General features: G+C 72.1%; 18 protein-coding genes. 8 read left to right on the top strand and 10 right to left on the bottom strand.

Annotated features, from left to right (window positions below; all coding sequences use genetic code 11):
- Position 1: 1 nt before the first annotated feature.
- The 5 genes from ACYBSK_RS25125 to ACYBSK_RS25145 all read right to left on the bottom strand — a co-directional run bounded on the left by ACYBSK_RS25125 (position 2) and on the right by ACYBSK_RS25145 (position 8,270).
- A complete protein-coding gene (locus ACYBSK_RS25125; RefSeq protein ID WP_460243429.1) occupies positions 2-1,990 on the bottom strand; it encodes an alpha-glucuronidase in 1,989 nt (662 codons plus the stop codon).
- Positions 1,987-5,121 (bottom strand): glycoside hydrolase family 2 TIM barrel-domain containing protein, encoded by a 3,135-nt coding sequence (locus tag ACYBSK_RS25130; protein WP_460243430.1) that lies wholly within the window; start codon positions 5,119-5,121, stop codon positions 1,987-1,989. Before ACYBSK_RS25130 ends, ACYBSK_RS25125 begins: the two co-directional genes overlap by 4 nt.
- 91 nt (positions 5,122-5,212) lie before the next feature.
- On the bottom strand, positions 5,213-5,830 hold the full coding sequence (locus tag ACYBSK_RS25135) for a GDSL-type esterase/lipase family protein (protein WP_460243431.1): 618 nt from the start codon (positions 5,828-5,830) through the stop codon (positions 5,213-5,215).
- Positions 5,831-6,327: 497 nt separating this feature from the next.
- Positions 6,328-7,134, bottom strand: coding sequence for an SDR family NAD(P)-dependent oxidoreductase (locus ACYBSK_RS25140; protein ID WP_460243432.1), 807 nt, complete (start codon positions 7,132-7,134; stop codon positions 6,328-6,330).
- The gene (locus ACYBSK_RS25145; RefSeq protein WP_460243433.1) at positions 7,131-8,270 is read right to left on the bottom strand and encodes an LLM class flavin-dependent oxidoreductase; all 1,140 of its coding nucleotides are present in this window, start codon (positions 8,268-8,270) and stop codon (positions 7,131-7,133) included. Before ACYBSK_RS25145 ends, ACYBSK_RS25140 begins: the two co-directional genes overlap by 4 nt.
- A 222-nt stretch (positions 8,271-8,492) precedes the next feature.
- Between ACYBSK_RS25145 and ACYBSK_RS25150 the strand changes: the two genes are divergently transcribed.
- Complete coding sequence (locus ACYBSK_RS25150) at positions 8,493-9,548, top strand: lipoate--protein ligase family protein (protein ID WP_457479487.1); 1,056 nt, start codon at positions 8,493-8,495, stop codon at positions 9,546-9,548.
- A gap of 108 nt (positions 9,549-9,656) precedes the next feature.
- On the opposite strand, the gene ACYBSK_RS25155 is transcribed toward ACYBSK_RS25150, so the two are convergent.
- Positions 9,657-10,079, bottom strand: a complete 423-nt coding sequence (locus ACYBSK_RS25155) for a PPOX class F420-dependent oxidoreductase (protein ID WP_457479488.1) — start codon at positions 10,077-10,079, stop codon at positions 9,657-9,659.
- Positions 10,080-10,282: 203 nt separating this feature from the next.
- Positions 10,283-11,158 carry a LysR family transcriptional regulator gene (locus ACYBSK_RS25160; RefSeq protein ID WP_457479489.1) on the bottom strand — a complete coding sequence of 292 codons (876 nt, stop codon included), beginning with the start codon at positions 11,156-11,158 and terminating at the stop codon, positions 10,283-10,285.
- Positions 11,159-11,276: 118 nt separating this feature from the next.
- Here ACYBSK_RS25160 and ACYBSK_RS25165 point away from each other — a divergent pair, with 118 nt between their 5' ends.
- The 3 genes from ACYBSK_RS25165 to ACYBSK_RS25175 all read left to right on the top strand — a co-directional run bounded on the left by ACYBSK_RS25165 (position 11,277) and on the right by ACYBSK_RS25175 (position 15,169).
- Positions 11,277-12,446 (top strand): L-talarate/galactarate dehydratase, encoded by a 1,170-nt coding sequence (locus ACYBSK_RS25165; protein WP_457481849.1) that lies wholly within the window; start codon positions 11,277-11,279, stop codon positions 12,444-12,446.
- Between the two features lie 219 nt (positions 12,447-12,665).
- Positions 12,666-13,580, top strand: a complete 915-nt coding sequence (gene kdgD, locus ACYBSK_RS25170) for a 5-dehydro-4-deoxyglucarate dehydratase (protein ID WP_460243434.1) — start codon at positions 12,666-12,668, stop codon at positions 13,578-13,580.
- Positions 13,581-13,684: 104 nt separating this feature from the next.
- Entirely contained in the window at positions 13,685-15,169 is a 1,485-nt protein-coding gene (locus ACYBSK_RS25175) for an MFS transporter (protein WP_460243435.1), read from the top strand.
- On the opposite strand, the gene ACYBSK_RS25180 is transcribed toward ACYBSK_RS25175, so the two are convergent.
- Complete coding sequence (locus ACYBSK_RS25180; RefSeq protein ID WP_457479492.1) at positions 15,150-16,220, bottom strand: Lrp/AsnC family transcriptional regulator; 1,071 nt, start codon at positions 16,218-16,220, stop codon at positions 15,150-15,152. The genes ACYBSK_RS25175 and ACYBSK_RS25180 overlap by 20 nt on opposite strands.
- Positions 16,221-16,310: 90 nt before the next feature.
- On the opposite strand from ACYBSK_RS25180, the gene ACYBSK_RS25185 reads away from it, so the two are divergent.
- From ACYBSK_RS25185 to ACYBSK_RS25195, 3 genes are all read left to right on the top strand, one after another.
- A complete protein-coding gene (locus ACYBSK_RS25185) occupies positions 16,311-17,552 on the top strand; it encodes a metal-dependent hydrolase family protein (protein ID WP_460243436.1) in 1,242 nt (413 codons plus the stop codon).
- Complete coding sequence (locus ACYBSK_RS25190; protein ID WP_457479494.1) at positions 17,549-19,129, top strand: AbgT family transporter; 1,581 nt, start codon at positions 17,549-17,551, stop codon at positions 19,127-19,129. The genes ACYBSK_RS25185 and ACYBSK_RS25190 overlap by 4 nt, the downstream gene beginning before the upstream one ends.
- 117 nt (positions 19,130-19,246) lie before the next feature.
- On the top strand, positions 19,247-19,738 hold the full coding sequence (locus ACYBSK_RS25195; RefSeq protein ID WP_460243437.1) for a lamin tail domain-containing protein: 492 nt from the start codon (positions 19,247-19,249) through the stop codon (positions 19,736-19,738).
- A gap of 74 nt (positions 19,739-19,812) precedes the next feature.
- On the opposite strand, the gene ACYBSK_RS25200 is transcribed toward ACYBSK_RS25195, so the two are convergent.
- Positions 19,813-21,372 (bottom strand): pectate lyase family protein, encoded by a 1,560-nt coding sequence (locus ACYBSK_RS25200; protein ID WP_460243438.1) that lies wholly within the window; start codon positions 21,370-21,372, stop codon positions 19,813-19,815.
- A 226-nt stretch (positions 21,373-21,598) separates the two neighbouring features.
- Positions 21,599-22,477: a universal stress protein gene (locus ACYBSK_RS25205; RefSeq protein WP_460243439.1), complete on the bottom strand. Its 879-nt coding sequence runs from the start codon at positions 22,475-22,477 to the stop codon at positions 21,599-21,601.
- Between the two features lie 238 nt (positions 22,478-22,715).
- On the opposite strand from ACYBSK_RS25205, the gene ACYBSK_RS25210 reads away from it, so the two are divergent.
- Positions 22,716-23,825: a universal stress protein gene (locus ACYBSK_RS25210; RefSeq protein ID WP_460243440.1), complete on the top strand. Its 1,110-nt coding sequence runs from the start codon at positions 22,716-22,718 to the stop codon at positions 23,823-23,825.
- Positions 23,826-23,878 lie beyond the last annotated feature (53 nt).

The following is a 23,878-nucleotide window of genomic DNA, read 5'->3' on the forward strand; positions in this document are numbered from 1 at the left end:
CTCAGTGGATGAGCCGCCCCTTGCGGTCCGGCACCCCCGACTTGCGCAGGAAGTAGCTGTTGACCTGGTCCCGCCACTCGCGGGCGCAGCGCACCTGCTCCTCGTACAGCTCGCTCACGCGGGCGTGCCGGTCCGGCGCGACGAGCCCGGCGAGCGACGCCCACACCTCCCGCGCGGCCTCGGCCTCCTCGACGCCCTCGAAGTGGGTGTCGTAGATGTGCTGGATCACGGTCGTGCCGCTGTGCAGTACGTGCGCGTAGGGCACGTGGTGGAAGAAGAGGAGCAGTGCGTCGGGGCAGGTGGCGGGTGTCTCGTACGTGTCCGACCAGGGCGGCGCGTACTGGCCCGCGTACCCGGTGCCGGTGGCGCGGCTGCGGTCCACGCCGACGCCGTCGCGGTCGGCGAAGTGGTAGGTGCCCCAGGGGCTGTACTCGTAGCCGTCGACGGCGGGCCCGTAGTGGTGGCCGGGCTGCACCATGAAGCCGACACCGAGCGGCGCCGTGTACTTCTCGTACGTCGCCCAGGACCCGGCGAGGACGGCCCGCAGCCCGCGCCGCAGCCCGGCCGGGTCGCCGGTCAGCTCGGGCGTGAACGTCGACTCGATCCATTCGTCGAGGAGTCGACCGGGGTCGGCTTCGGGGTTCCAGGCCAGGCGGCCGAAGGCGTAGAGGTTGAACTGGGCGAGCGGATGGCCCGTCCAGTACGGGTCGTCGCCGACGTTGGACACGGCGACCAGGCCGCCGCGCGCGGCGAGTTCACCGACCGTCGGGCCGCCCTCCCCTCGTGGCCGGAACCGCAGCACGTCGCTCCACATCGGCGCGAGCGCGCACACGTGCCGCTGCTGCCCGGTGTACTCCTGGGTGGCCTGGAGTTCGACGGCGACGCGGGTGCCGGGCAGGGCGCCGATGACCGGTGAGACGGGTTCACGGACCTGGAAGTCCATGGGCCCGTGCTTGACCTGGAGGATCGCGTTGTCCCTGAACCGCCCGTCGAGCGGCGCGAAATGGTCGTAGGCGGCGCGTGCCCGGTCGGTGCCCCGGTCGCGCCAGTCCTGCCGGTGGTCGTAGACGAAGGCCCGCCAGTGGACGGTGCCGCCGTGCGGGGCGAGGGCGTCGGCGAGCAGGTTCGCGCCGTCGGCGTGGCTGCGGCCGTACGCGAACGGCCCCGGCTGCCCCTCGGAGTCGGCCTTGACGACGAAGCCGCCGAAGTCGGGGACGGCCGCGTACACGTGGTCGACGGCCTCCCACCACCATTCCCGTACGGCGTCGTCGAGCGGGTCGGCCGTGTCGAGGGCGCCGAGGACGAGGGGCGCGGCGAAGCTCACGGAGAGGTGGGTGCGGATGCCGTAGTGCCGCAACTCGGCGGCGATGTCCGCGACTTCGCCGAGACGGTCGGTGAGCAGCCGGGCCTCCGTCGCGTGCACGTTGACGTTGTTGACGCTGAGCGCGTTGACGCCGCAGGCCGCGAGCAGCCGTGCGTACGCCCGGACCCGGCCGAGGTCCCCGCGTGCCCGCCCGTCGCGCCAGAACAGTGATCCGCCCGCGTAGCCGCGCTCGACCTGCCCCATCACTGGGTGCACGTCGACGTTGTCCCAGTGGTCGAGCATGCGCAGGTCGAGGGCGGGGCGGTGGGTCTCGGGCGGCGCGTCGGCGAAGGCGGCCCCGCCGAGGCGGACGACGTGGAACCAGCCGTGGAGGAGGCCGGCCGGGGCGTGGGCGGTGACGGCGGCGCGGCCGGCGGCCCGGTGCAGGGTGAAGCCCTCGGGGTGCCGCTCGCCGCCGGGGCCGCCGTCCGTGATGTGCAGCAGCAGATCGTACGGTTCGCCCTCGGCGGCCACCGCGCCGCCGAACGCCGCGCAGGCGTAGGCGACTTCGGCGCGCACGGTGTCCACGAGCGCCCCCTCGCCCCGGACGAGGACGCGGCGGGCGCCGACCGCGCGCAGCGCCTCGTCGGGGAGCCACGCGGGGTCGATGCCGTCGAGGGGTGTCACGACCGCGCCACGTCCAGGGCGCTGATGCCGACGGCGCCGGTGACGTCGCCGGGCTTGCGGCTGGTCAGCCTCAGGCGCAGGGAGCGGCCCCGTACCGCGTCGAAGGTGAGGACGGTGGGCTCGCCGGACGCGGTGGCCCAGGCGATGTCGACGTCGTCGACGACCCGGTGGGTGTCGCCGTCGCCGACCGCGACCTCGATCGCGGCGGGCAGGGAGTGCGTGGCGTCGACCGTGAAGGAGACCTCGACGCGGCCGAGCTGCCGTTCCTCCGCCCAGGCCACCGAGACCCAGTCGTCGGGCCTGGCCCCCTTGAAGGCGGGGAGCAGGGCGGTCGCGGCCTTGTTGAAGGCGTTGGACCACTGGGTGGCCGGGTCGCCGTCCAGCATCGCGGCGGGCAGCGTGGTCGGGGCGCCGGAGTAACTGGCGTCCGCGTGCGGGTACGCGGTGGGGCCGGGGCCCGGGTCGGGGGCGAAGGGTTCGGCCGGGGTGACCGGGGCGCCGGCGGGCCCGGTGACGCGCAGGGTCGTCCTGCCCTGCCGCAGGCCCTCGGCGCGTGCCGTGACGGTGAGGGTGCCGGGGTCGGTTCCGGCGCGCACGATCGCGAGGGCGAGGCCGTGGAAGGCGGTGCGGGTGCTGGCCTGGTACCGCTCGGCGGACTCCTGACGGCCGTTGTCGAGTCCGGCCAACTCGCCGCCCTTGACGGAGAATTCGAGGTTGTGCTCGGCGTCGGGCACCACGACACCCTTGGCGTCGACGACCTCGGCGGTGACGAAGGCGAGGGCGCGACCGTCGGCCGCGACCGACTTCCGGTCGGCGGTCAGGCGCACGGCGTGCGGGGCGCCCGCCGTGCGCAGCACGTCCGTCGCCACGGTCTTGCCGCCGCGCCGGGCGACGGCCTTCAGCTCACCGGCCTCGAAGGGCACCTTCCACGTCAGGTGGAGCTTGCCCGCGCTGCCGTTCGGGCTGGTGTAGCTGCCGGGGTAGGGGCCGGAGGTGACGGTCTTGTCGTCGTGGGTGGCCTCGGTGGTCTCCAGATAGGCGCGCCCGTCGACGGTCTTCTTCGCGTCGAAGGAACGCACGCCCAGGGAGCGGCCGTTGAGGTGGAGCTCGACCTCGGCGACGTTCGCGTACGCCCACACCTCCACCTCCGCGCCCTCCTCGTGCGTCGTCCAGTCCATGGGCAGCAGATGCACCATCGGCTCGTCGACCCACTGGCTGCGGAACAGGTGGTACATGTCCTTGGGGAATCCGGCCGTGTCGACCGCGCCGAAGAACGAGGCCTTCACCGGGAACACGTCGTACGGGGTGGGTTCGCCGATGTAGTCGATGCCGGACCACAGGAACTCGCCGGTGAAGTAGCGCCGGTCGCGGTCCTTCTTCAGGCCGTACTCGCCGCTCATGGTCCAGGAGGCGAGGTTGTTGTCGTAGGAGGAGGTGGCGCGCTTGCCGGGGGTGTGGTTCTCGCCGGTGTTGAGGTGCTCCGGCTCCTGGTACGTGCCGCGCGTCGAGGTCTCCGAGGACGACTCGGACTCGAAGAGGAACAGGTGCGGGTAGCGCTTGTGCAGGGCGTCGACGGACGCGGCGGTGTTGTAGTTGAGGCCGAGCCCGTCGAGCTTGGCGACGATCAGGTCGGCGGGCGAGCCGACGGCCGGGAGCGAGCGGTACTTGTCGGAGCCGATGACGATCGGGCGGGTGTCGTCGAGCGCCTTCACGTCGTCGATGAGCCGCTGCGCCATGGCGATGCCCGCGGTCTGGGTGGAGTCGGGGATCTCGTTGCCGATGGACCACATGAGGACGGCCGGGGAGTTGCGGGCGGCGCGCACCATCTCGGCGATGTCGGCGTCGGAGTGCTCGTCGAAGAACCGGCCGTAGTCGTAGGTGTTCTTGCCGGTGCGCCAGCAGTCGAAGGCCTCGACGAGCATGATCAGGCCGAGGTCCTCGCAGGCCTCGATCACTTCGGGCGCGGGCGGGTTGTGCGAGGTGCGCAGCGCGTTGACGCCCATCGACTTCATGATGACCAACTGCCGCCGCACCGCGTCCGGTTGCACGGCGGCGCCGAGCGCGCCGAGGTCGTGGTGGAGGTCGACGCCCTTGATCTTCATGTGGGTGCCGTTGAGGGAGAGCCCGTCCTCGGGGTCGAAGACGGCGTGCCGGACGCCGAAGCGGGTGCGGTAGGTGTCGACGGTGCGGCCGTCGACGCGCAGGTCGGTGACGAGGGTGTACTGGTGGTGCGGCGTCTCGACCGACCACAGGTCGGGGTCGGTGAGCCGGACCTGTACGTGGTCCGTCCCGCCGTCCTTCGCGACCGCGTCGAGGGTCGACTCGGCGCGCGCCACGCGGCGCCCCTTGGCGTCGCGGACGGTGGAGAGCACGGTCACGTCGCGCGCGGTGCCCGAGGCGTTGACGACGCTCGTACGGATGTCGACGGTGGCGTAGCCCTTTTCCAGGGTCCGCGCGAGGTCGGGCGTCGTGACGAAGGTGCCCCAGCGCCCGACGTGCACCGGCTCGGTGACGACGAGGCGGGCCCGGCGGTAGATGCCGCTGCCGGAGTACCAGCGGCTGCTGGGGAGCCGGTTGCGGACCTCGACGGCGAGGACGTTGGGGGTGGCGCCGTCGACGTGCAGCAGGTCGGTGATGTCGTGGGCGAACCCGGTGTAGCCGTACGGGTGGTGGGTGACGAGCTCCCCGTTCACATACACATTGGCGTCCATGTAGACGCCGTCGAACTCGACGGAGATCCGCTTGCCCGCGTAACCCGCCGGGACGGTGAACGTCTTGCGGTACCAGCCGAGTCCGCCCGGCAGGAAGCCGGTGCCGCTCGTCGTGTTGTGCTCGGTGGTGGGGGTCTGCTCGATGGACCAGTCGTGCGGGATCGCGACCTCGCGCCAGTCGCCGTCGTCGTGGCCGGGCCGCTCGGCGTCGGCGTACGCGCCGGTCGGGTCGGTGATGCCGGCCGGGCTGACGAGCGCGAAGCGCCAGCCGTCCGCCAGGTCGACGGTGCGCCGCCCGACGCTGCCGGAGCGCCCCTCGGCGGCGCGGGCCGCGGGCGCGGCGAGCGTCCCCGCCGCGGAGGCCGCCGCGGTCGCGGCCAGGACGGATCTACGGCTGACGGATCTACCGCTAGCAGACATGGAGAAGTCCCCTCGAAGCCAACATGACACGCCAGAAACGAACGTGAGCCAACAGATTCTTGTGGCCTCGTGTGGGTATTAGTCAATAGCCTTACGGAATAAGGTCGTTGAGCAGCCCGTGACACCTGAGACTTTCCGCCACGGCGCACGCGATCCGCTCGTGCCCCTCGTCGTCCGGGTGCACCCCGTCGGCGAGCCGCTCGGCCCCGAGCAGCCCACGCCCTCCGAGCAGGGCGACCCCCGCGTCCCGGGCGGCCCGCTCCACGGCGCCGCGCAACTCGGCGAGCGTGGCGCCGCGTTCATTGGGCACGTCCTCGGCGTCGGGCCGGAGCACCGGGGAGACGACCAGCAGCGGCGTGCCCGGATGCCCGACGCGGACCAGGCGCAGGAACGTCCGGGTCACCTCGTACAGCCGCGCCGCCGAGTGCGCGGGCCGCGACCAGCAGTTCGTCCCGAAGGCGACGGTCAGCAGGTCGGCGTCCAGCGCGGCGATCTGCCGAGCCGACTCCGCCTCGCCGCGCGCCGCGCCCGCGTAACCGAGGTTGACCTCCTCCACCCCGAGCATCCGCCCGGCGACGGCGGGCCACGCCCGGGACGGCCGGGAAGCGACCCACCCCTCGACGACGGAATCCCCGTAGACGATCCAGCGTGGCCGCCGCGGCGCGGGTTCGAGGGTGCCGCCCCCGAGGGGACGCACGTGCTGGATCAACGGGCGCAGACTTTCCGGCACATACACGACGACCGTGCGGTCCCCCGACTCAGGACGACACTCATCAGCTGCTCCCGCGCGGCTGCGTCGCCCGTAAGCCTCTTCCTCCCCTCGGCGACGGTCGAGCGAATTCAAGCCCCTGCGGCGATTGAGCAGCGGGGTCCGGGGCGGAGCCCCGAGGCGTCCACCACGGGGCAGCGCGAGCCGAACGACACCGCTCCCCGGCCGGGCCGGAACCTCCACACCCCCCAGCACCGCGAACACGGGCACCACACCCCGCACCCCGTCCACCTCCCCCACCGGCAACGCCTCATACGCGATCTCCACCTCCCCCACCGCACCCCGCACCACGAACTCCAACCGCACCCCCACCGGCGTCAGCCCCCGCTCCACCGTCTCCCCCGGCAACCCCCCGCCGGAGGCCACCCGCACGGGCCGCCCGTCCTCCGCCCACCACGCGACCCCACGCAACAACTCCCGGACCCCCGGCGGGGCCGTCACGTGTCGCCGATCGTCGGGTACGGGAACCTGACCCCAGCCCCACCGTCCACGACCAGCGTCTGCCCGGTCACGTACGACGACAGCGGCGACGCCAGGAACAGCAGCGCGCCCGCGATGTCGGCGGGCAGCGCCACCCGCCCCAGCGGCGCGTTCGCCGCGTTGGCCGCCCGGCCCTCCGGCCCGAGCAGCCCCGCGACCCGAGGCGTCCACACCACCCCCGGCGCCACCGCGTTGACCCGCACCCCGCGCGCCCCGTACTCGACGGCGGCCGTCCGCACCAGGGACATCAGCCCCGCCTTGGCCGCCCCGTACGCGCCGTGCAGGGGCGCCGCCGTCAGCCCGGACACCGACGCGACGAAGACCAGCGGTCCGCCGCCCGCCGCGGCCACCGCCGCTCCCCCGTACTGAACGGCGAGCCAGGCGTGCCGCAGCACCAGGTCGAAGTGCCACGCCCACGCGTCGTCGTCGAGCGCGTCCAGCGCCGCGTAACGGGCCATGCCGACGATGTCGACGACACCGCCCACGGGCCCCAACTCCCCTTCCGCGTAGGCGAAGAGATCCCGTACGTCCTCCCGCCGCGTGACGTCCGCGACGTACGGCGCCCCGCTCACCTGCGCCGCCACCGCCTCCGCGCGCTCCTTGTCGACGTCGACGCACAGCACGCGCGCGCCCGCGGAGGCGAGCGCGTGGGCGGTCTGCCGGCCGATGCCGTTGCCCGCGCCGAGCAGGACGAAGGCCCGGCCGTCGAGGCGGTGCAGGGCGGGGTAGTCGGGAACGGGCGTCTCGTCCAGCGTCTCGCTCACGACGTCGCCCGCTTCGGCTCGGGCTTCGGCACCGGCTTCGGCTTGTACGCGGCGAGTTCCGGCAGGACTTCCTTCCCGAGGATCTCGATGGTCCGCAGGATCTCCTGGTGTTCGAGATAGCCCCACTGCACGTAGCAGATGAGCTGGTCGACGCCGAGGTCCGCGTAGCGCTTGGCCTTGCGGACGATGGTCTCCGCGTCCCCGATGAGGATCATGTCGCCGCTGTCGAAGTCGGCGACCGGCACCGTGCCCTCGATGATCGGCTTGAGCAGCGGGAACGTCCGGTCCCGCTCCTCCGGCGACAGGTGCGGCAGCTCCCAGTCGAGGGTGAACTGGGCGAGGTTGCGGTACCACCAGGCGACCGAGTCCCACACCCGTCGCGATGGCCGGTCGGCGGCGTGCACGAGGGTGTAGGCGGCGACCCGGTCCGTCGTCACGTCCGTGATCGGCCGCGCGGTACGGGCCGCCTCCCGGTAGGCGGCGACCTGCCGCCCCATCGCCTCCAGCGGCTGCATGATCGAGAAGGACAGCAGCCCGAGCCCCGCCGCGCCCGCGACCTCCGCGGACCCGGCCGAGGTCGCCGCCATCCAGCACGGCGGGTGCGGGTCCTGCACGGGCTTCGGGGTGACCATGCGGCGCGGGAAGGTGTACCGCTCGGACTCGTAGTGGAAGTACTCCTCGCGCCACATGCCGGTGACGATCTCGACGGCCTCGCGCCAGTCGGCCCGCGACAGCTCCCGGTCGACGCCGAACGCGGCCTGCTCCATGGGCGTGGAGCGCCCCGTGCCCCACTCCACGCGCCCGTCGGAGAGCACGTCGACGGCCGCCACCTTCTCGGCGATCCGGGGCGGCGGCGTGAAGCCGAACGGGGTGAGGGTGACGCCGAAGCCGAGGCGGATCCGCTCGGTCAGCGCCGCCAGGTGGCCGAGCAGCACCTTCGGTGCGGGACAGTGCGAACGGCCCTCGCGGAAATGGTGCTCGACCGCCCACACCGTACGGAAACCCACCCGGTCGGCGAGCCGGATCTGCTCGACCGCCTCCCGGTAGGCGCGCTGCTCGGCGGCGCGCTGGCCGTACGGGTGGGCGCCCCGCCAGGGCTTGGGTACGTCGATCTCGTACAGCACATCGAGGTCCATGGCGAGCTCCTCCGGTAGGCGGTCCGGTGGGCGTGCGGGAGACGTGCGGTGGGCGCGCGATGGGCGTGCGCGGGGCGACGATGCGGGATATCTGACGAAGTGTCAATAGCGAGGGGCGCCGTCCGGCGGTACCCCCGCCGGGCCGGTCGCGGGACCCGGAATGTCCGATCTCCGGTTAGCGTTGTCCGCGAAGACGGACAACCTGGTGGAAGGCGGCACACCGTGCACGGCGAGTACAAGATCCCCGGCGGCAAGCTCGTCGTCGTGGACGTGGACGTGGCGGACGGCGCGCTGCGCCACGTCCGGGTGGCGGGCGACTTCTTCCTCGAACCGGACGACGCGCTGCCCGCGATGAACGCCGCGCTCGAAGGCGCCCCCGCCGACGCCGACACCGCCGCCCTCGCCGCCCGGATCGACGCGGCGCTGCCCGAGGGCACGGTCATGCTCGGCCTGACCACGGAGGGCGTCGCGACGGCGGTGCGCCGGGCGCTCGCCCAGGCCACGGACTGGCGGGACTACGACTGGCAGCTCGTCCACGACGCGCCGCAGTCCCCCGTGCTGCACATGGCGCTCGACGAGGTGATGGTGGAGCAGGTCGCGCTCGGCAAGCGGCCGCCGACGCTGCGGGTGTGGGAGTGGGACCGCCCGGCCGTGATCATCGGCAGCTTCCAGTCGCTGCGCAACGAGGTCGACCCGGAGGGCGTGGAGCGGCACGGCGTGACCGTCGTACGCCGGATCTCGGGCGGCGGCGCGATGTTCGCGGAGCCCACGTCCACGATCACGTACTCCCTCGCCGTCCCCGAGTCCCTCGTCTCCGGCCTGTCCTTCCAGGACTCGTACGCCTACCTGGACGACTGGGTGCTGGGCGCGCTCGCCGACATGGGCATCAAGGCCTGGTACCAGCCGCTGAACGACATCGCCACGGACGTCGGCAAGGTCGCGGGCGCGGCGCAGAAGCGGGTCGCCGCGGGCCGGGGCGCGGTGCTGCACCACGTGACGATGTCGTACGACATCGACGCCGACAAGATGGTCGACGTGCTCCGCATCGGCAAGGAGAAGCTCTCCGACAAGGGCACGAAGAGCGCCAAGAAGCGCGTCGACCCCCTGCGCCGCCAGACCGGCCTGCCGCGCGAGGAGGTCATCTCCCGCATGATCGACTCGTTCCGTGGCCGCTACGGGCTCGCCGAGGGCGCGGTGACCGAGGAGGAACTGGCCCGCGCCCACGAACTCGTCCGCACCAAGTTCGGCACGGACGAGTGGACGGCGCGCGTGCCGTAGGCCCCGCCGGGGGCCGGTGGGGTCTTCGAACACAGTGGGCGACCCCAGGGGTCGGCGCGCGGGCCCGGCAAGCGCTTTTGCGCAGCCGGGCGGGAAGTGCCGCGAGCGCTACACGGTGGCCTGGTCGCTGTCGCGGAAGGAGCCCCAGCCGTGCCACCGTTCGATCTCCATCACGGCCGTGACCCGCGCGCGCTCGCGCTCCGGGTAGGGGCCGCCCGCGTAGTGCGTCGAGATCCGGTCGATGTCGGCGAGGTCCTTGTCGTCGCGGAGTTCCACGACCCGGCCGATGAGGCTGATGTGGTTGTACCAGCTGTTCTCGTCGAGGACGGTGAGGGTGACGCGGGGGTCGCGGCGCAGGTGCTTCAGGCGGGCCCGCCCCTCGTCCATGTTGAGCAGCACGCGGCCGTCGTCCCAGAGGTACCAGGTGGCCGTGGAGACGGGTGAGCCGTCGGAGCGGAGGGTGGCGACGGTGGCGGGGTTGGCGCGTTCCAGCATGGCGACGGCGTCGGGGGAGAGCGGGGGCTTGGACACGGTTCCTCCTGGTACGTCGGGTGGTCCATGTCGACCCTAGTGATACCCGGCGCCGTGGTCACCCGCTGCCCCGGGGCGCCGCGCGAAAGACCGGGGCTCGATCGCCGCAAGGGCTCCCTTGTCAGCCTCGCCGGCGTTTGAGGCGCGGGGTCCGGGGCGGAGCCCCGTGGCGTGAGGGCGGGTGGGCGCCACCGGGGGCGGGACTAGAGCAGGCGCAGGAGCGCGTGCAACGCCGGGTTGTCGTTGGCCTTGCGCCAGACGAGGTGGAGCTCGACGGGCCGGGCGTCGGAGAGTTCCAGGGGCCGGAACGCGATCCCGGGAAACCGCATCTGCGCCGCCGACTCGGGCACGAACGCGATCCCCCACCCGGCATGCACCATCGCCAGCAGACTGTGCACCTGACTGAGGTACTGCGTGAACCGCGGCCGCACCCGCGCCTCCCGGAAGATGCTGACCAGCAACTCGTGGAAGTACCGCGCCTCGATCGGCGAGTACATCAGCACGTCCTGGCCGTCGAACTCCCCCATCGGCAACGCTCCTTCGCCCCCCGCCAGCGCATGCCCGCTCGGCACCGCCGCCAGCAGCGCCTCCCGCCCCGCCGGCCGGGTCTCCAGGTCTGGACCCGTACTGGACGGCCGGATCATGCCGAGGTCGAGGGACCCTTCGGTGAGCGCCTCCAACTGGTCCCGCGTCACCTTCTCCCGCAGCACGATCTCCGTCCCGGGCAGGGAGGACCGGGCGACGTCGAGCAGCGGCCCGAGCGCCGAGTACGCGCTCGCCGCAGTGAACCCGACGGCGATCGCCCCCGCCTCACCCGTGGACACCTGCCGTGCGGCGAGCGCCGCCGCCTCCGCCTGCCGCAGGATGGTGCGCGCCTCGTTGAGGAAGGCACGGCCCGCCGGGGTGAGGCGGACGGTGCGATTGGTGCGGTCCAGCAGCTGCACGTCCAGCTCGTGCTCCAGGAGCTGGATCTGGCGGCTCAACGGGGGCTGCGTCATTCGCAGCCGCTCGGCGGCGCGCGTGAAGTGCAGTTCCTCCGCGACGGCCACGAAGCTCGCCAGCTGCGCAAGCGTGAACAACGATGCCCTCCAGGTATTGGATCATCCAAAAACTATGTTTGACGTGGATCAATCGCCGACCTTAGCGTCAACAGGAACCAACGGCTCACACCCCCAGGGATTCGCAGTGGTGACCAGCATGTCCATAGCCAGTTCAGCCGCCGCCGGTCAGGGCGGGGCGACCCTCGACACCATCGCCTGGATCAAGCTCTCCTCCGTCACGCTGCCCCTCGCGACGCCGATCAGCGACGCCAAGGTGCTCACGGGCCGGCAGAAGCCGATGACCGAGGTCGCCTTCCTGTTCGCGGAGATCGAGACCGCTCAGGGCCACTCCGGCATCGGCTTCGGCTACTCCAAGCGCGCCGGCGGCCCCGCCCAGTTCGCACACGCCAAGGAGATCGCCGACAACCTGATCGGCGAGGACCCCAGCGACATCGGCCGCCTGTGGACCAAGCTGGTGTGGGCCGGCGCCTCCGTGGGCCGCAGCGGTGTCGCCACCCAGGCCATCGCCGCCCTCGACATCGCCCTGTGGGACCTCAAGGCCAAGCGCGCGGGGCTGCCGCTCGCCAAGCTGCTCGGCGCCCACCGCGACTCCGTGCGGACGTACAACACCTCGGGCGGCTTCCTGCACACGCCGACCGACCAGGTCCTCGACAACGCCACCGCGTCCCTCGCCAGCGGCATCGGCGGCATCAAGATCAAGGTCGGCAACCCGGACCGCAGGGCCGACCTCGCCCGCCTGACCGCCGTACGCGAACACATCGGCGACGACGTGCCGTTGATGGTCGACGCCAACCAGCAGTGGGACCGGCCGACCGCCCAGCGAATGGGCCGCGCGATGGAGGAGTTCGACCTCGTCTGGATCGAGGAGCCCCTCGACGCCTACGACGCCGAGGGCCACGCCGCGCTCGCCGCCTCGCTCGACACCCCTGTCGCCACCGGCGAGATGCTCGCCTCCGTCGCCGAGCACGTCGAGCTGATCAAGGCGAACGCCTGCGACATCATCCAGCCCGACGCCCCGCGCATCGGCGGCATCACCCAGTTCCTCAAGCTGGCGACCCTCGCCGAGCACCACAACCTCCAGCTCGCCCCGCACTTCGCGATGGAGATCCACCTGCACCTCGCGGCCGCCTACCCGATCGAGCCCTGGGTCGAGCACTTCGACTGGCTGGAGCCGCTGTTCAACGAGCGCCTGGAGACCCGCGACGGCCGTATGCACGTCTCCTCCCGGCCCGGCCTCGGCATCACCCTCACCGAGCAGGCCCGCGCCTGGACCGTCGCCACCCACGAGGTCGGCAAGCGCCCGTAACGCCGCCGCCCCTCCCGCTCTCTGGCGCGGGCCCCGCTGACGGACAGCGCGGGGTCCGCGCCAGAGTCATGCCCGGAGACCTCTCGCCATACCCATCAGGTATCAGTGGATGCAAAACCGGTGTTGGACGCGCATGAGTGACGGCTCGTAATGTCGTACTCACACCACCTCTTCACCCCCCTCAATCACCCTCCACCCTCCCGTAGGAGCAGACCAGTCATGTCGTCCTTCACCCCGTCAGAACTCGCCGCCCGCGTCGGCTCGGGCCTGCTCTCCTTCCCGGTCACCCACTTCAGGGCCGAGGACCTCTCCTTCGACGAGCGGGCCTACCGCGCCAACATCGAGCGCCTGGCCGAGCACGAGGTCGGCGGGCTCTTCGCCGCGGGCGGCACCGGCGAGTTCTTCTCGCTGACCGCCGCCGAGACGGAGGCGGTGGTCACCGCGGCCGTGCAGGCGGCGCCCGCCGGCACCCCGATCCTCGCTCCGGCCGGGTACGGCACGCGCACCGCGATCGAGTACGCGAAGGCGGCCGAACGGGCGGGCGCCGACGGCCTGTTGCTCTTCCCGCCGTACCTGACGGAAGCCTCGCAGGACGGTCTCGCCGAGCACATCGAGGCGGTCTGCAAGGCCACCGGCCTCGGCGTCATCGTGTACGGCCGGGCCAACGCCCAGTACAGCGCGGAGACCCTGGCGCGGGTCGCCGAGACCTGCCCGAACCTGATCGGCTACAAGGACGGTGTCGGTGACATCGACGCCATGACCCGCATCTACGCGCGGCTCGGCGACCGCTTCACGTATGTCGGCGGGCTGCCGACGGCGGAGATGTACGCGCTGCCGTACCTCGAACTCGGTGTCACGACGTACTCGTCGGCGATCTTCAACTTCCTGCCGGAGTTCGCGCTCGACTTCTACGCAGCGGTGCGGGGGCGGGACCACGGGACGGTGCTGAAGCACGTGCGGGACTTCGTGATGCCGTACACGGAGATCCGGAACCGGAAGGCGGGGTACGCGGTCAGCATCGTGAAGGCAGGGATGACGGTGACGGGGCATTCGGCCGGGCCGGTGCGGGCGCCGCTCACGGATCTCACGGAGGCGGAGCGGGGGGAGCTGGCCGCGCTCATCAAGCGGGTCTGACCAGTATTCGGACAAGTGGACGATGTCCTTCCGGTAGGTGCATACGATTCCGCGGTACGCACACCCGCGGTATTCGCAGGACCCGCACCACCCGGAAGGCCACCGTGAGCAGTACCTCTCCCCTGTCGTCCGCATCCACGCCGGCGGAGGCGGCGGCCGGGACCGTGCCCATCCGGTCCGCCGCGGACGTCTCCGATCTGGTCAACTCCGGTACCGCGCGCGGCAAGCACGCCCGCATGATCGTGATCATCGCGCTCGGCGGCATCTTCCTCGACGCGTACGACCTCAGCTCGCTGGCGTACGGACTGCCGGACATCACGGAGCAGTTCGGGCTCAGTTCCACGATGGCCGGGGTCGTCACCGCGTCGATCAGTGTCGGTTCGCTGATCGGCGCGCTGGTCGGCGGGTGGCTGGTGGACCGCATAGGGCGCTATCGGGTCTTCATGGCCAACATGCTGTTCTTCGTCGTCACCGCGCTGGTGTGCGCGCTGGCGCAGGACGCGTGGACGCTGATCGGCGCGCGGTTCGTGATGGGCATCGGCGTCGGCATGGACATCCCGGTCGCCATCGCGTTCCTCGCCGAGTTCTCCCGGCTGCGCGGCAAGGGCAGCAAGGGTTCGCGGACGGCCGCGTGGTCGCCCGCCTGGTACGCGGCGACGAGTGGCTGCTACCTCGTCATCATGGCGCTGTACTTCCTGCTGCCCGACGCCCAGTTGGGCTGGCTGTGGCGCTTCACCGTCGGATTCGGCGCGGTGCCCGCGCTGCTCGTGCTGCTGCTGCGCCGCCGCTACATGAACGAGTCGCCGACCTGGGCCGCCGACCAGGGCGACCTGGAGGGCGCGGCCCGCATCCTGCGGGAGTCGTACGGGGTCGAGGCGTACGTGCCCGACGACGTGCAGGCGGCGTCGGAGCGGCGGCCGCAGCGGCCCGGGATCGGCTCCTACGCGCGGCTGTTCAAGGGGCCGTACCGGGCGCGCACCGTGCAGTCGGTGGCGGTCGGGCTCGCGGAGACCTTCGGGTACAACGCGGTGGCGTTCGGGCTGCCGATCATCATCGCGACGCTCATGACGCAGGGCCCGCTGACGACGATCGCGTCGTCCTTCGCCCTGAACCTCGTGTTCGCCCTGACCGGTGGCCTGCTCGGCATCCGCTGGGCGTCGACGAAGGGGGCCTGGCCGATGATGTCGCTGGGCTTCGCGATCCAGCTCGTCGCCATCACGGTCCTCGCGCTCATCGGCCGGCCGTCGGGGACGGCGGTGGTCACGGCGGGGATCCTGATGCTGGGCGCGTTCATGTTCGCGCAGGGCTTCGGGCCCGGCGCGCACATCATGAGCTACGCCTCGCTGGGCTTCCCGACGTCCGTGCGCGGCGTCAGCATCGGCTTCAACCAGGCGGTGCTGCGCCTGGGTTCGACGCTCACGCTGTTCTTCTTCCCGATCCTCAGTGCCGGTCTCGGCACCGGGGTTTACTGGGTGATCCTCGGGGCCCCGGTGCTCGGTCTGATCGCGCTGCTCGTCAAGCGGTGGGAGCCGGTGGGCTTCGACGCGGACGCGGAGGAGCGGGAGCTGCTCAGCCGTCCGTCGAGCTGAGCGGCACCGCCCCCACGCTGTGGCCACGTCGGTCGAGCAGTCGGCCGGCGTGCTTCAGCGTGCGCAGCACCACCGCGCGCTCCGTGATGCGCAGTCCGAGGTCCGCGAGGCGGCGGTTGAGGAGCGCCTCCGTGGTGTGCACCTCGGCGAGGGTGCGCAGCCAGATGTCGAGGATGAGGTTGTGGGTGCCCGCGGTGATGCTGCACATGCGCAGGCCGGGGAGTGTCCGCAGGGCCTGCACGGCGGTGTCGAGGTTCTCGGCGGGCACGGACCCGAAGTAGACGGCGGAGACCGGGAACTCGGTGAGCGGCCGGGCCAGTGTGCAGCGCAGCGACAGACGTCCGCCCGCGCTCAGCGCCCGCAGCCTGCGCCGCACCGTGGCGGTGCTCGCCCCGGTGGCGCGGGCCAGACCGGTGAGCGACATCCGGCCGTCCGTGCCCAGCGCGTGCGCGATGCGCCGGTCGACGGGGCGTATCGGTTCGTCGGGTACGGGGCTCTCGGCCTCCGGGTACTCGGGGCGGAGCAGGGCGCGCTGGCTCGGCGTGAGGCTGCGCAGCCGCCACTGCGCGCCCTCCACGGGGACGGCCGTGATGACGTGGATGCGGGTGCCGCGCACGCCGGGCAGCCGGGAGATCCGCTCGCCGGTGTACCGGGCGAGGTCGTCGAACGACGCGGCGCCCACGATGGCGAGCAGGTCGCGCCCGCCGGAGGTCTGCTTGAGGCTCAGCATCCGGGAGTCCGCGGCGAGCGACGTCAGCACGTCCTCCGGGAGGTGCCCGCCGGTGTCGATCTCGACCTGCGCGTACACGGAGCCCTCGTCGCGGTCGAGCGCGAGGTATCCGTCGACCCAGGCGGCCCCGGTCCGCGCGAGCCGCTCCCAGCGCCGCGCCGCGGTGACCGGATCGATGTCGAGGGCCTCGCCGATCAGCGTCCAGGGGGCGCGGGTGTTGATCTGGAGGGCGTGCACGAGCTGGAGGTCGAGCTCGTCGATGCGGGTGCGGTCCGCGACGGCGGGCTCCGCCACCGCGGGGTCCGAAAGCTGCGTGTTCACGGTGGCTGAAATCCTGCACAGATCGACGGGCTCGGTCGGGTTCCTGCGATTTTACGTGTTCGTCATCGCCGAATCCGACAGTGTTCGCTCATGAGTTCCCAACAGTCTTCCTCGCTCCGCATCACCGACGCCCGCCTGATCGACGGCACCGGCGCCGCGCCCGTCGAGGGCGCCACGCTCGTCGTCGACGCCGAGGGCCGGATCGCGTACGCGGGTCCCGCCGCGGCGGCGCCCGCCGCCGAGCCCGGGGTCCGCACCGTCGACGCCGGTGGCCGCACCCTGCTGCCCGGCTTCATCGACACCCATGTGCACCTCGGCGTCGAGTCCGCCCGGCAGATGGTGCGCCGCTACGAGCAGGACACCACGGTCGAGACCTTCCGCACCGCCGAGCGGCTGCGCGCCACCCTCGACGCGGGTGTCACCACCGTGCGCGACCTGGGCGGGCTGCCGGCCGGTTACCGCACGGCGGTCGCGCAGGGTCTCACCACGGGTCCGCGGATCCACACGGCGGTGAAGATCCTCAGCCACACCGGCGGGCACGCCGACTTCGCCACGGAGTGCGGGTTCGACCCGAGTGCCGGGATGGGCGAGATCGCCGACACCCCGAACGAGGTGCGGCTCGCGGTGCGCAAGCTGCTGCGCGCGGGCGCCGATGTCATCAAGGTGTGTGCCACGGGCGGCATGTCCTCCCCGTACGACCACCCGGACGACGAGGGGCTGACGGAGGACGAGATTCGTACGGTCGTCGAGGAGCTGGCCCGGCACGGCGGCCGCCCGGTGGCCGCGCACGCGCAGGGCACCGCGGGCATCCTCAACGCGATCCGCGGCGGTGTCACCAGCGTCGAGCACGGCTACGGCATGACGGCGCAGGCGCGTGAACTCGCCGGTGAGAAGGGCACGTTCGTGGTGCCGACGCTCTCCACGGTCTTCGACGGCATCGACAAGGCCACCATGGAGCCGTACCACTACGAGAAGAAGGTCCGCTGGTCGGCGATCACCAAGGAGAACATCTCCGCGGCCATCGCCGAGGGGGTGCGGATCGCCATGGGCACGGACGCGGCGATGGTGCCGCACGGCCGCAATCTGCGGGAGCTGACCCACCTCGTCGCCCTCGGCATGACTCCCTCGCAGGCGATCACCACGGGCACCCGCAGCGCCGCCGAACTCCTCGGCCTCGCGGACGAGGTCGGCACCCTCGAAGCGGGCAAGCAGGCCGACCTGGTCCTGTGCGAGGGCGATCCGCTCGCCGACATCAGCCTCCTCGCCGACCCGGCGAACATCACCCTCGTCGCGCAGAACGGCGTCCTCAGGAAGAACGGACTGGGCACATGAGAACGCAGGCACCGGCGCCCGGGACCGCGCCCGCCGACACCGGGCGGGGGTTCATCGACAAGGCCATGTCCGGCATCGAGCGGGTGGGCAACAAGCTGCCCCACCCGGTCCTCCTCTTCCTCGGGCTGTTCGTCCTCGTCGGCGCCGCGTCGACGGCGCTCGCGGCGGCGGACGCGACGGTGGAGATCCCCGGCGAGGACAAGACAGTCGCGGTGCAGGGGGTGTTCACCGGGGACGGCGTGGTCTGGCTCCTGGAGAACTTCATCCCCAACTTCACCGGCTTCCCGTCGCTGGGCACGGTGCTGCTGATGATGGCCGCCGTGGGCGTGGCCGAGCGCACGGGGCTGCTGGAGAGCGTGGTCCGCGCCTCGATCTCCCGGGCGCCGGGGTGGCTGCTGCCCTATCTGGTGGCCTTCGTGGCGGCGCAGGCCCACCTGATGAGCGACGTGGCGATCCTCGTGATCCCGCCGCTCGCCGCCCTGGTGTTCAAGAACGCGGGCCGCAATCCGGTCGCGGGCCTCATCGGCGGCTTCGCGTGCGTGTGCGCGGGGTACGCGGCGGGCTTCTCGATCGGCGCGCTCGACGCCCTCTACACGGGCATCACCCACCAGGCCGCGCAGGTGCTGCCGCAGGGCGCGGACGCCCCGACGCACATCCTGATCAACTACTTCTACACGGCGTCGGCGAGCATCGTCCTCGCCCTCATCGGCGGCTTCCTCATCTCCCGCGTCCTGGAGCCGAGGCTGCCGTGGCCGACGGCGGACGGCACGGCCGACGCCACCGACGGCGAGGGCAACGCCGTCACCACGGAGGTCACCGATCTCCAGCGCCGCGGCATGCGCCGCGCCGGGCTCGCGGTCCTCGCCTACGCCGCCGTGGTCCTCACCTGCTGGCTGCTGCCCGGCTCCCCGCTGCGCGGCGAGGGCGGTGCGCTGGTCCCCTCCCCGGTCCTCGACGGCATCGTGCCGCTGCTCTTCGTGGCGTTCCTCCTGGCGGGCGCGGTGTACGGCCGTACGGTGAAGGCGGTGACGCGCTTCGAGGACGTGCCGCGCATGATGGCCGACGCGATCACGGGCATGTCGGCGTACATCGTGCTGATCCTGGTCATCGCGCAGGTCATCGGCGTCTTCGACTGGACGAACCTGGGCACGCTGCTGGCGGTGAAGGGCGCGGCGCTGCTCGAATCGGTGGGCCTGACGGGGTACTTGGGCCTGGTGGCCTTCGTCCTGCTGGTCTGTGTGCTGAACCTGTTCATCACGTCGGGCTCGGCGCTGTGGTCCCTGGTGGCCCCGGTCTTCGTCCCCGCCTTCATGCTGCTGCACATGGAACCGGCGGTCACCCAGGCCGCGTTCCGCATCGGTGACTCGGCGACGCAGATGATCACGCCGTTGAATCCGTACGTGTTCCTGCTCCTGACGGTCCTCAAGCGGTACGAGCCGGAGGCCCAACTGGGCTCCCTGCTCTCCCGGTTGTCGGTGTTCGTGGTCCCGTTCCTCGTCGCGTGGCTGGCGGTGCTCGGCATCTTCTACGGCTTCGACATCCCGCTGGGGCCCGGCGCCTCGATCAGCTCCCCCTGACGCCCCCGTACACCCCCCTCGCTCCCGGCGTACACATTTTCAACACATGTACGTCACGACGCTTTCACGTGTCATATGCTCTCGGAGCTCGACTGGAACCATTGAGGGGGGAACCTCATGCGTCTTCGCTTTGCCCTGCCCGCCGCCGTCACCGTCGTCGCGCTCGCCGCGACGGTGGCTCCCGCGCAGGCCGCCGAGTACTCCTCGGCCCTGAAGGTCAGGGGTGTGCAGTACGACGCCCCGGGCACCGACTCGAACCGGTGCTCCGGCGGCAACACCAAGAACGAGTACCTGACCATCAAGAACTACTCGCGCACCGCCACGGTGAACCTCAAGGGGTACGTCGTGAAGGACGCCACGGGGAACCGCTTCACGTTCACCGCGAGCCACTCCCTCCAGCCCGGTGACTACGTCAAGCTCCGCGGCGGCAACGGGACGGACTCGGACGCGAACAACGTCGTCTACCGCGACAACTGCAACTTCATCTGGAACAACGACAAGGACACCATCTACCTGTACAAGCCCTCGGGCTCCCGCTCCGACGTGCACGCGTACACCAAGGCGTCGAACGACCGCGACCGCGACGGGTACATCACGTTCCACGGCTGACGGGGACACGCACACGCCCCGCTCACCGGTGTCCGCACCGGTGAGCGGGGCGTCGTCGTGCGGACGACCGCCTGCTACTGGGCGTACGTCTCGAACTCGGCCACCTGGGGCGCCGCGCTCGCGCCGGTGATCTCGAAGGTGACCTTCTTCAGCGAGGTCTTCGGGAAGGAGACGACACCCGCTGTGGTGCCGGAGGCCAACACCGCGCCCGTGTCGCCGTTGAGGACCCGCCAGCCGGTGATCCGGCCGCTGGCGGCCGAGGTCTCCCGGATGTTGAGCTTGGAGATCGCGGTGGCCGTGCCCCACTTGATCGAGACCGAGCCGGTGGTGCCGCTCGGCGACCAGTAGGTGGTCATGCTGCCGTCGCGCACGTTGCCGTAGCTGGTGCCGTCCGCCTTGCTGGTGCCGTCGGAGCCCGCGCCGATGCTCAGGTTGGTGCCCGTGGGCGGCGTCGTCGGGTCGGTGGGCGTGGGGCTGGTGGTCGTCGGCGTGGGCGTCGGCGTCGGGTCCGGGGTCTGCGGCGTGCAGCTGCCGTCCGAGACCTTCATGCCCTTGTTGGCGCCCGCCGTCTGACCCACGACGCCCGGCACGCAGGACGCGGCGTCGAGCTTGTAGGAGTACGGGATCGAGACCGTGGTGTTCGACGTCGGGTTCGGCCCGGCCGGCTTGTAGTCGCTCGCGGCGGACGACCACGTCACGTTGTCGAAGGTGTTGCCGCTGACCTGCCAGTATCCGGCGGCGGTCGTGTAGAAGGTACCGAGGACGTCCTTGGAGTCCTTGAAGTAGTTGTTGTCGACCTTGGCCTTCGCCCCGGCGCGGGAGTTGATGCCCGACTCGTTGAGGCTCACGTAGTAGTTGTTGTACATGTGCGCCGTGCCGCCGCGCAGCAGTGGCGCCCGCGAGTCGATGTTCTCGTACAGGTTGTGGTGGAACGTGATGAAGCCGTTCGACAGCTCCGTCTCGCTGGAGCCGATCAGGCCGCCGCGGCCGGAGTTGCGCAGGGTGCTGTACGAGAGCGTGACGTACTGGGTGTTGTCCTTCATGTCGAAGAGGCCGTCGTAGCCCTCCGACTCGCCGCCCGAGGCGAGCAGGTTGACGTGGTCGACCCAGACGTTGCGGACGTCGCTCTCCATGCCGATGGCGTCGCCGCCGTTGGAGGTGGGCGAGCCGGACTTCTTGACGTTCTGGACCGTCACGTTCTGAATGATGATGTTGCTGGACTCGCGGATGTGGATGCCGAGTTGGTCGAAGGTCGCGCCGTTGCCGACGCCGACGATCGTGACGTTGCTGATCTGCTTGAGCTCGATGACACCGTCGGCGGTGTTGCAGCTGTCCCCGGACACCTTGCTGGTGTTGCCGTGGTTGATCGTGCCCTCGACCTCGATGGTGATCGGGGTGCTGTCGCTGGCGCGGTTGCACAGGGCCGCGTGGATCTGGGTGCCGGTGGTGGCCTTGACGGTGGCGCCGCCCGCGCCGCCGGTGGTCCCGCCGTTCTGCGTGGCGTAGCCGGTGGCGGTGCCGGTCACGGCGGCCGAGGCCTCGGACGTCGTCAGCGTCATCGCGGCGGCTCCCGCGAGGGCGAGGGCGCCGATCCCGGCGGTGAGGCGGAGCGCGACGGGTCTGCCTGACTTCATTGTGGTGGTTCCCTTCCGGTTCTGGGCATGCCGGTGCTACCGATGCGGCCGCTGCGGGGCGCCGACGGATCAGGGGGGAAAGCGCTTTCTGACGCGGGACAATAGAGCGCCGCCGGAGCGGGTGGCAAGGTTCCGCGCACCGCTTGTGACTCAACTCCGTTTGCGGATGGGGTACTTCGGAACCGTCCGGCCTGGTGGGGCGGTTCCGTCACGTGCGACGCACGTTTCAGTCGTGGGGGACGACAGCGACCGGGCAGGGGGCGTGGTGGACGACCGCGTGGGCGACGGGGCCGGTGCGCGGGGCGAGGCGGGGTTCGGGTCCCCGGCGCCTGCCGACCACCACGAGGCCCGCGCCGGCGGCCGCGCCGAGCAGCGGGGCCTGGGCGCGGCCCTCGACGACCGTGCGGACCACCTCGACGTCGGGGTACTTCTCCCGCCAGCTCGACAGCACCGCCTCCTGGAAACCGTTCCACTCGTCGCCGCGCAACGCGCCCCTGGCCAGGGCCACTTCACCGGGGCCGACGCTCAGCGGGTTGGGGCCGCGCCACGCGGAGACCACCTGGAGGCGGCAGTCGCGGCGGCGCGCGTCCTCGAAGGCGTAGTCGATGACGTCGTCGCACGGGTCGTCCAGGTCCAGCCCGATGACGACGTCGAGGCCGTCGGCGGACGGTTCGGTGTCGGCGCGCACCAGCACGGCGGGGCACGGCGCCCGGCCGACGACGCCGGCCGCCACCGAACCGACGAGCAGCCCGGACAGCGCGCCCAGGCCCCGCGAGCCGAGGACCAGCACGCCGGCGTGCTCGGCGGCGGCGAGCAGGGCGGTGGTGGCCGGGCCCTCCAGGGTCTCGCTCGTCGGGTGCGTCAGCGGATTCTCGGCGGCGGCCCGCTGCGCGGCGGACCGTACGAGCTCCTCGGCGCGGCGGCGCTGGCCGGTGACCTCCGCCTCGGCGGGCGACGGGTGGGGGCTCCAGTTCCAGGCGTGCACCAGGTGCAGCGGGGCGTCGCGGCGGGCGGCCTCGCGGGCCGCCCACAGCACGGCCGCGCCGCTCTCCACCGAGGCGTCGACCCCGACGACGACGGGGTGGGCGGCGTGTGGACCAGTCATGACGACTCCCCTCCGGGAAGGGCGCGTTCGGGGCGGGTGCTGGGCGATTTCGGGTTCCGCTTCGGGCTGTCCGGCGTGCCGTGGCCCGGCGGTAATGGTGGACATCGTTTCGCCGCGCCGCCGCGCCCTGGAGGGGCCGCCGGGCCCCCGTTCGGGACCATCCGGCCCATGCCGCCGAGCGGTGCCGAGCCGGGAGTGTGGGGGTGCACGCACCGTTCACGCGGCGGAGGGAGCGGTCATGGGGCGAGCGGTTGTCGTCGGTGTCACCGGTGCCGACGGGGCGCGGGGAGCGAGGGCCGCGGCACGGTGGGCGGCCGACGAGGCCGGGGCGCGGGGCGCGCCGCTGGTGGTGGTGTACGCGGGGGGCGCCGGGGCGGGGACGCGGGGCGCGGCGGTGCTTGAGGGGGTGCGGGCGGATGTGGCGGGGCGCCACCCCGAACTGGCCGTTTCCACGGTGGAGTTGACGGGCACGCCGCCGCCGTCGCGGGCGCTGCTCGCGCGCGCCGAGGACGCGGCGCTGCTGGTGCTCGGCCTCGGCCCAGTCGGTGGGGCCGAGGCCGACCGGCTGCCGGCGGAGATCGCGGCGTGTTCGCGGGTGCCGGTGGCGCTTGTGCCGGTGGGCCTTGTGCCGGAGGGGGAGGGCGAGGGGCAGCCGGAGGGGTTCGGAGGTGAGCGGGTGCCGGGGGCCGCGCCGGAAAGGTCCGGAGGCGAGCGGGTGCCCGGGGCCGCGCCGGAGAGGTCCGGAGGTGAGCGGGTGCCGGGGGCCGTGCCGGAAAGGTCCGGAGGCGAGCGGGTGCCCGGGGCCGCGCCGGAGAGGTCCGGAGGTGAGCGGGCGCCCGGGGCCGAGCCGGAAAGGTCCGGACGTGAGCGGGTCTCGGTGACCGTGCCGGAAAGGGCGGGGCCGCACCGGCCGTCCGGGCCGGTCACGCTGGGCGTCGACACGCGCTCCCCCGCCGACGACGCCGCGACCGGGTACGCCTTCGCCGCCGCGCACCGGCACGGACTGCGCCTGCACGCCCTGCACGCCTGGGCGCTGCCCGCGCCGACGTCGTCGGAGCCGCCCCGTCCGCCGTGGCGGCCGCCGTCGGCGGAGCGGGCGACCTGGGAGGACCAGGAGGTCCAGGCCCTGGCGGACCGCCTGCACCCCTGGCGCGCGAAGTACCCGTCGGTGCGGGTGGTCGAGGACGTGGTGATGCTCGACCCCGACGCCGCGTTGGCGCGGGCCTCCGCCGACTCGTCGCTGCTGGTGGTGGGACGCCGCGGCACCGGACGGCTGGGCCCGACGGTGCGCGCCCTCCTGCGGCAGGCCCGGTGCGCGGTGGTGGTGAGCCCGACGCCGGAGGCGTGACCCCAAGAGGCCGCGCTACCGGACTCGGCCCCACCCGGTGCGCGGTCACGGTG

This window comes from Streptomyces sp. BYX5S, assembly GCF_054724165.1.

Excerpts from the sequence above, each read along its gene's own strand:
- ACYBSK_RS25195 (WP_460243437.1), top strand. The coding sequence starts at position 19,247 with ATGCGTCTTCGCTTTGCCCTGCCCGCCGCCGTCACCGTCGTCGCGCTC.
- ACYBSK_RS25190 (WP_457479494.1), top strand. The coding sequence starts at position 17,549 with ATGAGAACGCAGGCACCGGCGCCCGGGACCGCGCCCGCCGACACCGGG.
- ACYBSK_RS25130 (WP_460243430.1), bottom strand. The coding sequence starts at position 5,121 with ATGTCTGCTAGCGGTAGATCCGTCAGCCGTAGATCCGTCCTGGCCGCG.
- ACYBSK_RS25210 (WP_460243440.1), top strand. The coding sequence starts at position 22,716 with ATGGGGCGAGCGGTTGTCGTCGGTGTCACCGGTGCCGACGGGGCGCGG.
- ACYBSK_RS25200 (WP_460243438.1), bottom strand. The coding sequence starts at position 21,372 with ATGAAGTCAGGCAGACCCGTCGCGCTCCGCCTCACCGCCGGGATCGGC.
- ACYBSK_RS25145 (WP_460243433.1), bottom strand. The coding sequence starts at position 8,270 with ATGGACCTCGATGTGCTGTACGAGATCGACGTACCCAAGCCCTGGCGG.
- ACYBSK_RS25165 (WP_457481849.1), top strand. The coding sequence starts at position 11,277 with ATGTCCATAGCCAGTTCAGCCGCCGCCGGTCAGGGCGGGGCGACCCTC.
- kdgD (WP_460243434.1), top strand. The coding sequence starts at position 12,666 with ATGTCGTCCTTCACCCCGTCAGAACTCGCCGCCCGCGTCGGCTCGGGC.
- ACYBSK_RS25205 (WP_460243439.1), bottom strand. The coding sequence starts at position 22,477 with ATGACTGGTCCACACGCCGCCCACCCCGTCGTCGTCGGGGTCGACGCC.
- ACYBSK_RS25185 (WP_460243436.1), top strand. The coding sequence starts at position 16,311 with ATGAGTTCCCAACAGTCTTCCTCGCTCCGCATCACCGACGCCCGCCTG.